Genomic DNA, 7,095 nt, shown 5'->3' with positions numbered 1-7,095 from the left:
GGGATGGTGATCCGCAGCCCGGGAGCGTCGAGAACGCCCAGGCTCGCGGCGAAGTCCATCGTCAGGCCCAGCCGAACCGGGTGCAGCGGATGCTGCGGCCCGAAGTCGTAGCTGGCCATTGCGGGATCCCAGGCCAGGATGGTTGGTTCCGCAGCCGGTGCGGCCGCGCTCGAATCGGCCGCCGGCGGCCGGGTCCTGTCCGGCGGCCCGGTCCCATCCGGCGGCATGGTGCCACCGACCCGCTGCGTTCCGCCTGGCACCGTCACCCCTCGAAGGTAGCCCGAACAGGTCCGACGCTGATAGCAGTGGTGACAGTCTCGACAGGCCACCGGCGGATCGAGCTTCGTCGTAGATCCACTCGAAATGCCCTAGGGTCAGCCCGTGGCAGCAGACGGAACGGCGCCGCAGCGTCCGGCGTCGGCGGTCGCGCAGAATCCCGCGGCCGCCGACGCGGCCAGGATTCGTCCCGGTACGCCGCTGTGGGAGCCCTCCGCGCGGCGGATCGAGCAGGCGGCGGTGACGAACTACCGCAGCTGGCTCGCCGCCGAACGCGGGCTGGATCTCGGCGACGAGGCGGCTCTGTGGGCGTGGTCGGTCACCGAGCTTGGCCCCTTCTGGGAGTCGATCTGGGACTTCTGCGCCGTCGAGGGCGAGCGCGGCGACGGTCCCGCCCTGGCCGGTGCCGGAATGCCGGGCGCCGTGTGGTTCCCCGACGCCCGGGTCAACTACGCCGAGAATGCGCTGACCCGCCGGGGCGGCGCGCCGGCGGTGATCGCCGTACGGGAGGACGGCGCGACCGTGGTGGTCTCCTGGGACGAGCTGCGCCGCCAGGTCGCTCGGGCCGCAGCCGGCCTGCGCGCCCTCGGGGTCACCGAGGGCGACCGGATCTGCGGTGTGCTGCCGAACACCGTCTACGCCACGGTGGCGATGCTGGCGACCGCCAGCCTCGGCGCAGTGTGGTCGTCGTGCTCGCCCGAGCTCGGCGCCACGGCCTTGGTCGCCCGCTTTGCCCAGATCACCCCGAAGGTCCTAATCGGCGTCGACGGCTATTCCTACGGCGGCAGGGGCTACGACACCGTCGCCGCGCTCGCCGCCGACCTGCCCGGACTCGCCGCAACCGTCCTCGTGCCCTACCTGGCACCGGATGCGTTCGCCCGCGCTCGCGGCGCCGGGCTGCCGGGCCTGCTCACCTGGGACGAGCTGATGGCCGTGGAGGACGCCGAGCTCGAGTTCAACCGGGTAGCCTTCGACGCGCCGTTGTGGATCGTCTATTCCTCCGGCACGACGGGGCCACCAAAGGCGATCATGCAGGGGCACGGCGGCATCCTGCTGGAACATCTCAAGGCGCTGGCGCTGCACCTCGACCTCGGCCCCGACGACCGGTTCTGCTGGTTCACCACGACCGGCTGGATGATGTGGAACTACCTCGTCTCCGGCCTACTGGTCGGCGCGACGATCGTGCTCTACGACGGCGCCGCCGGCTACCCGACGCTCGGCACCCTGTTCGGCCTGGCGGAGGCGCTGGAGCTGACCTTCTTCGGCACGTCCGCGGCCTACCTGCAGTCCTGCCGGGACCCGGGCCTGGTGCCCCGCGAACATGCCGATCTGTCCCTGTTGCGCACCATCGGGTCAACCGGGTCGCCGCTGTCCGCCACCGCCTATGCCTGGGTGTACGACGCGGTCAGCCCGCAGGTGATGCTGCCGTCGATCAGCGGTGGCACCGACGTCTGCAGGGCGCTGGCGGCCGGGCTGCCGACCATGCCCGTGCGCGCCGGGGAGATCGGCTCACGGGCCCTGGGCTGCGCCGTGGCCGCCTTCGACGCCGACGGCAAGGAGCTCATCGACGAGGTCGGCGAGCTCGTCGTGACCGCCCCGATGCCCTCGATGCCGCTGAGCCTGTGGGGTGACCAGGACCGCAGCCGGCTGTATGACAGCTACTACGCGGCCTTCCCAGGGGTCTGGCGGCACGGCGACTGGGTGCGGATCACCTCAGACGGTGCCGTCGTCGTCGAGGGACGTTCGGACGCCACCCTCAACCGTGGCGGGATCAGGATCGGCACCGGCGAGCTCTACAGCGTCGTCGAGCAGCTTGCCGAGGTCGTCGACAGCCTCGCCGTGGACACCTCCGACGCCCCCGGCGGCGGGGAGCTGCTGCTGTTCGTGGCCCTCGCCGAGCCGGGCCTCACCCCGGAGCTCGCGCAGCGGATCCGGCACACGGTGCGCACCGAGCTCAGCCCGCGGCACGTGCCGGACCGGATCCTCGAGATCCCCGCCGTGCCGCGGACCCGCAACGGCAAGAAGCTGGAAGTTCCGGTCAAACGGCTGCTCGCCGGAGCGGCGCTGGCCGACGCCGTGAGCCTCGACGCGGTCGCCAACCCGCAGGCCCTGTTGACGCTGGTGGCCACCGCCGAGCAGGCCCGCACGGCCACCGCCGCACCAGACGCCTGACCGACCGCGACCGCTACCGCGGCTGGGTCTGGGTCGGCGCGGCACGACAGCAAAGCCGGATCTTCGCTGGGTGCAGCGAAGATCCGGCTTCCATCGAACCCACGACCACGCCGTCACCAGCGTGTCGTGCCCCCCGTGGGGGATGCCACCCGTGGCCTGGTGCGCGCCCGCCGTGCCGGCGGCGTCCGGTCGCAAGCGGTCAGTCGAGAAACTCCCGCAGCCTGCCGGCGACGGCGGGCTTGCGCAGCTCACGCAGGGTGTCCCGCTCGATCTGCCGGATCCGCTCGCGGGTAAGACCGAGCCGGTTACCCACCTCGGCGAGGGTGTGCTGCTTGCCGTCGGCGAGGCCGAAGCGCAGCCGCATCACCTCCCGCTCCCGCGGGTTGAGGCCACCGAGCACGTTCTCGATCTCGTCCTGCATCGCGCCGTACGAGGCGGCGTCCGCCGGGGAGGTCGCGTCCGAGTCCTCGATGAAGTCGCCGAGTACGGAGTCGCCGTCGTCGCCGACGGAGGTCTCCAGGCTCACCGTGTCCTGCGCGTAGCGGCGCAGCTCGACGACCTGCTCGATCGGCATGTCCAGCTCGAGGGCGAGCTCCTCGTCGGTCGGCTCGCGACCGAGGGTGGAGACGAGCTGGCGCTGCAGCCGCGTGATCTTGTTGATCTGCTCGACCACGTGGACCGGGATCCGAATGGTTCGGGCCTGGTCGGCCAGCGCTCGACCGATGGCCTGGCGGATCCACCAGGTCGCGTAGGTCGAGAACTTGTAGCCCTTGGCGTAGTCGAACTTCTCCACCGCTCGGATGAGACCGAGGTTGCCCTCCTGGACCAGGTCCAGCAGGGTCATCCCGCGGCCGCTGTACTTCTTCGCGACGGAGACGACCAGGCGCAGATTCGCCGAGACGAGCTGCTGCTTGGCGGCATGGCCGTCCTTGGCAAGCAGACCCAGGTCACGGCGGAGGTCGGCAGACAGGTCGGGGTCGGACTCCAGCTTGTGTTCGGCGAAGAGTCCGGCCTCGACCCGCTTGGAGAGCTCGACTTCCTGGGCGGCGTTGAGTAGCGGCACCTTCCCGATCTCGCGCAGGTACATGCGCACGAGGTCGGCGGTGCCGGCGTGCTCGGCGGTGGAGCGGGTGGCGGCGGTGACCTCGTCGGTCGTCTCCTCCTCTTCGAGGAGCTCGACGCCGGCAGCGCTCAGCTTGGCGATCAGCGCGGGCAGCAGCTCGAGGCCGATGTCCGCGGACTCGAGCGCGTCACGCAGCTCGGACCGGCTGATCTCGCCGGACTCGCGACCGCGTGCGATGACCTCGGCGACAGCACTCACATCGAGTTCGTCGCCGTCATCGGGCACGGCGGCCAGTGAACGGCTGGTGGCGGTACGGGCAGAGGCAGCGGACCGGCGAGTGCGCCGCGGGCTACGCGGGCGGTTCTCGTCGGTACGCTCGGCAAGTTCCAGGGCAGGCAGCGTCATCAGTGGCAAATCCGATGGTCGGTGCGGGTGGGACGTCTGTTTCCGTGCACGTAGGAGGTAACGAACGAAGTCGTGGAACCATTCCCCGTGCAGGCGCACCCGGACATCAGCGATCGCCGGGCCTACCGGCAGTGTAGACCCATGCCCTCGAGACGCTGAACTCGCTGTCGCGAAGACTACCTGGCAGATCCCGCGGTGTGGCGCGTTCCGCGAACTATCTTGACCTTCTCGCGTGGCGAGACCCCCACCTAGACCCCAGATCCTCAACGATGGGTATCCGAGTGCTCGCTGGTCGTAAGAATTTTGGGGGCCTGCCATCCACACCACATTTTCCTTCGAGTACCGCCATCGGGCGACGCCGGTCATCCGACACGCCCGAGACCCATCCACGGCACCGGTGCAACGCCTCGACCGACCCCGGATTGGGACGGATCGGCATACACGCTCCGCCCACCCGGGCAGCACCCAACCGGACAGACTCACAGCGCCAACCATGGCGTGTCCGCCCGCGGCCGCCGGTCACGTGACGCATCGGGTCGGCCGCGGGGCGCCAACAACGTTTTCGTTAGGCAGACCACACCAAGGGCACCCTCCCCGTGTGCACAGCGGGTGACGGCTACTCTCACACGATGCCCGTCCCCAGCCTCCCGACAGAGCTGGCGGCGTTGCGCGAGACCGCGGTCTCCGTGCTGCGCGGCAACGACCTCGGCGACATCACCCGGCCGTCGCCGACGCTGTATCCACACCAGTGGCTGTGGGACTCCTGCTTCATCGCGATCGGGCTGCGCCACCTCGACCCCCAGCGCGCCGCCGCCGAGATCCTCTCCCTGCTACACGGGCAGTGGCCGAACGGCATGATCCCGCACGTGATCTTCGCGGAGACTACCGACTTCTACCATGCGGGTCCGCAGCGCTGGCGCTGCGACCGGGTGACAACCACCGCCGGCGGTGCGCAGAGCACCGGCGTCACCCAGCCGCCGATGATCGCTGAGGCCGCGGTCCGGGTCGGCGCCATGATGTCCGACTCCGAACGCGGGGAGTTCTACCGCCGGCTGTTCCCCGGGCTGCTGCGCTTTCACCAGTGGCTCTACGACGAGCGCGACCCCGACGACGACGGCCTGGTGTCCCTGGTGCACTCCTGGGAGTCCGGGATGGACAACACCCCGACGTGGATGGAGATCACCAGACCGGTGGCGCCGCTGGGGGTGCGGGCGCTGCGGCGCATCAACGGCGACGACGCCCTGGACTCCCTGCGCCGCGATTCCAAGGAGGTCCCCTCGGACGAGCGGCTCACCTCCGGCGACCTGTTCACCCTGTACCGGATCGTGCGCGAGCTGCGCCGGGCGCACTACAACTTCCGGGAGATTCGGCGGACCATCATCCCCCTCGTGCAGGACGTGGCGTTCAACGCGATCCTGGTCCGCGCCAACGAGCACCTGAGCACCATCGCCGCCGAGATCGGCGAGGACATCCCGGCCAGGCTGCGCCGGTCGGCACGCCGTTCCCGGGAGGCGATGGGAGAGCTCGTCGTCGACGGCGTCTACTACAGCCGCGATTTTCGGACCCGGACCCTGCTGCGGCACGAGACGATCGCCGGCCTGTTGCCGCTCTACGCCGGCGTGGTACCCGAGGACCGCGTCGACGAGATGGTAAAGACGATCACCTCGCCGCGCTACTGGTCGCGCTTCGGCATCGCGAGCGTGCCCCTGGACGACCCGAACTTCCTTCCCCGCTGCTACTGGCAGGGCCCGCTCTGGATCAACATGAACTGGCTGATCGCCGACGGGCTGGAGCGCTACGGCCGGCTCGACGCCGCCGAGAACCTGCGCCGCAACACGGTCGACGTGATCGCCTCCTCCGGGGCGATGTTCGAGTACTACTCGCCGCTCGACGGTTCGGGCGCCGGCAGCAACCGCTTCTCCTGGACGGCGGCGCTGCTCATCGACCTGTTCGACACCGAACGCTGAGCGCGGCGCCGCCCGCGCGCCGGGCGACCACGCCGCCTCAGACGTGCACGACGACGACCCGGCTGTCCTTGGGACGGTCGGGTTCGTCGACGAGCCGGTGCAGGTCGTCAACGTCGCTGGTGAGCAGGACGGCGGGCCGGTCCGCCCGCAGCGCCGTCACGGCCACCACCGCATCGATGGCGCACCGGTGCCCGGACAGCCCGGTCGCGCCGAGCAGCTCGCCGGCCAATCGAGCCAGCTCCGGCGTCACCGGGACAATCCCGATCCTGGCCAGCACTCGGTGCACCGCCGCATCCCGCGGGCCGCCGCGCAACACCTCAGTCAGCGTGATCGAGCTGACGACGACCCGCGCGCCCCGGCCGTGGGCGATCTGGAGGTACGCGCGGGCCCGCGCGTCGCCGACGGCAAGTTTGGCAAGGCCGTCGCTGTCGAGCACGAGGGTCCCGCCGGCGGCTACTCTGCGTCCGGCCACGCCGCGCCCGCCTCGGCCAGTGCCGCCGCCGGCACAGGGCCGTGCTCGATCTCCAACTGCTCGGCCAGCTCGGCGAGCAGGTCCAGCTCCAACCGCCGCGCCACCGCCTCGGTCACGTACTGGCTGAACGCTCCCGGCCCGACCCGTTCCCGCACGGCGGCGGTGAGCTCCTCGGGCAGGGAGACACTGACCTTGCGTACCCGGACCTTGCGTACCCGGCCCGCCGGCCTCGGCCCGGACGCGGGCTCGACCTGTACCTCGGTGGCGAGCCGCACCGCGGTGGCGAGCCGACGCGCCTTCTCGGCGTCCGCCTGGGGGTACGAGAGGAACCCGAAGTCCGGCGTTCCGGCCGACGCCGGGTCTTCCCGATCAGTTGCACGCGGTACTGTCGCCATCTTGCGATCCTACCGCCGGTGGCAACCAGTGAAGCGATGCTCAGCCGGTGGCCCGGCCGGCAGGTGATGCCGGCCGGCCGGGCCACCGCATGCGGACCCGCGGGCTCGCTCAGCTGCAGCCGCTGGTCGAGCCACACTGCTCGCAGACGTAGCAGCTTCCGGCCGGGCGCATCGTCACCCCGCAGGCGAAGCAGAGCGGGGCGTCGACGACCGTCTGGGCGACCAGCGACTCGCCGGGCGTCGCCAGCCACAGCTCCCGGGCCAGGTGGGCGGGCCCGTGCCCGACAGCGACGCCGTTGCTGCCCGCCGCCGGCCTCGGCCCAGTGCCGTTCGAGACCGGGCCCG

6 protein-coding genes are annotated in these 7,095 nt (G+C 70.9%); 2 read left to right on the top strand and 4 right to left on the bottom strand.

What is annotated here, in order from left to right; translation table 11 throughout:
• Positions 1-459: 459 nt before the first annotated feature.
• Positions 460-2,448 (top strand): acetoacetate--CoA ligase, encoded by a 1,989-nt coding sequence (locus G6R25_RS19430; protein WP_163554104.1) that lies wholly within the window; start codon positions 460-462, stop codon positions 2,446-2,448.
• A 199-nt stretch (positions 2,449-2,647) separates the two neighbouring features.
• Here G6R25_RS19430 and G6R25_RS19425 read toward each other — a convergent pair whose 3' ends face one another.
• Entirely contained in the window at positions 2,648-3,916 is a 1,269-nt protein-coding gene (locus G6R25_RS19425) for an RNA polymerase sigma factor (protein ID WP_163554103.1), read from the bottom strand.
• Between the two features lie 629 nt (positions 3,917-4,545).
• Between G6R25_RS19425 and G6R25_RS19420 the strand changes: the two genes are divergently transcribed.
• Positions 4,546-5,883: an MGH1-like glycoside hydrolase domain-containing protein gene (locus tag G6R25_RS19420; protein WP_163554102.1), complete on the top strand. Its 1,338-nt coding sequence runs from the start codon at positions 4,546-4,548 to the stop codon at positions 5,881-5,883.
• 37 nt (positions 5,884-5,920) lie between these two features.
• On the opposite strand, the gene G6R25_RS19415 is transcribed toward G6R25_RS19420, so the two are convergent.
• From G6R25_RS19415 to G6R25_RS19405, 3 genes are all read right to left on the bottom strand, one after another.
• A complete protein-coding gene (locus G6R25_RS19415; RefSeq protein WP_205447259.1) occupies positions 5,921-6,355 on the bottom strand; it encodes a type II toxin-antitoxin system VapC family toxin in 435 nt (144 codons plus the stop codon).
• The gene (locus G6R25_RS25450; RefSeq protein ID WP_205447258.1) at positions 6,337-6,750 is read right to left on the bottom strand and encodes a hypothetical protein; all 414 of its coding nucleotides are present in this window, start codon (positions 6,748-6,750) and stop codon (positions 6,337-6,339) included. The genes G6R25_RS19415 and G6R25_RS25450 overlap by 19 nt, the downstream gene beginning before the upstream one ends.
• 109 nt (positions 6,751-6,859) lie before the next feature.
• On the bottom strand, positions 6,860-7,095 hold a 236-nt coding region (locus tag G6R25_RS19405; protein WP_163554101.1), incomplete at its 5' end, for a hypothetical protein.

The organism is Candidatus Frankia alpina (genome assembly GCF_902806485.1).
GTDB classification, from domain to species: domain Bacteria; phylum Actinomycetota; class Actinomycetes; order Frankiales; family Frankiaceae; genus Frankia; species Frankia alpina.
The sequence above is the reverse complement of the archived record's forward strand: the minus strand, read 5'-3'. Positions and strand labels throughout refer to the sequence as shown.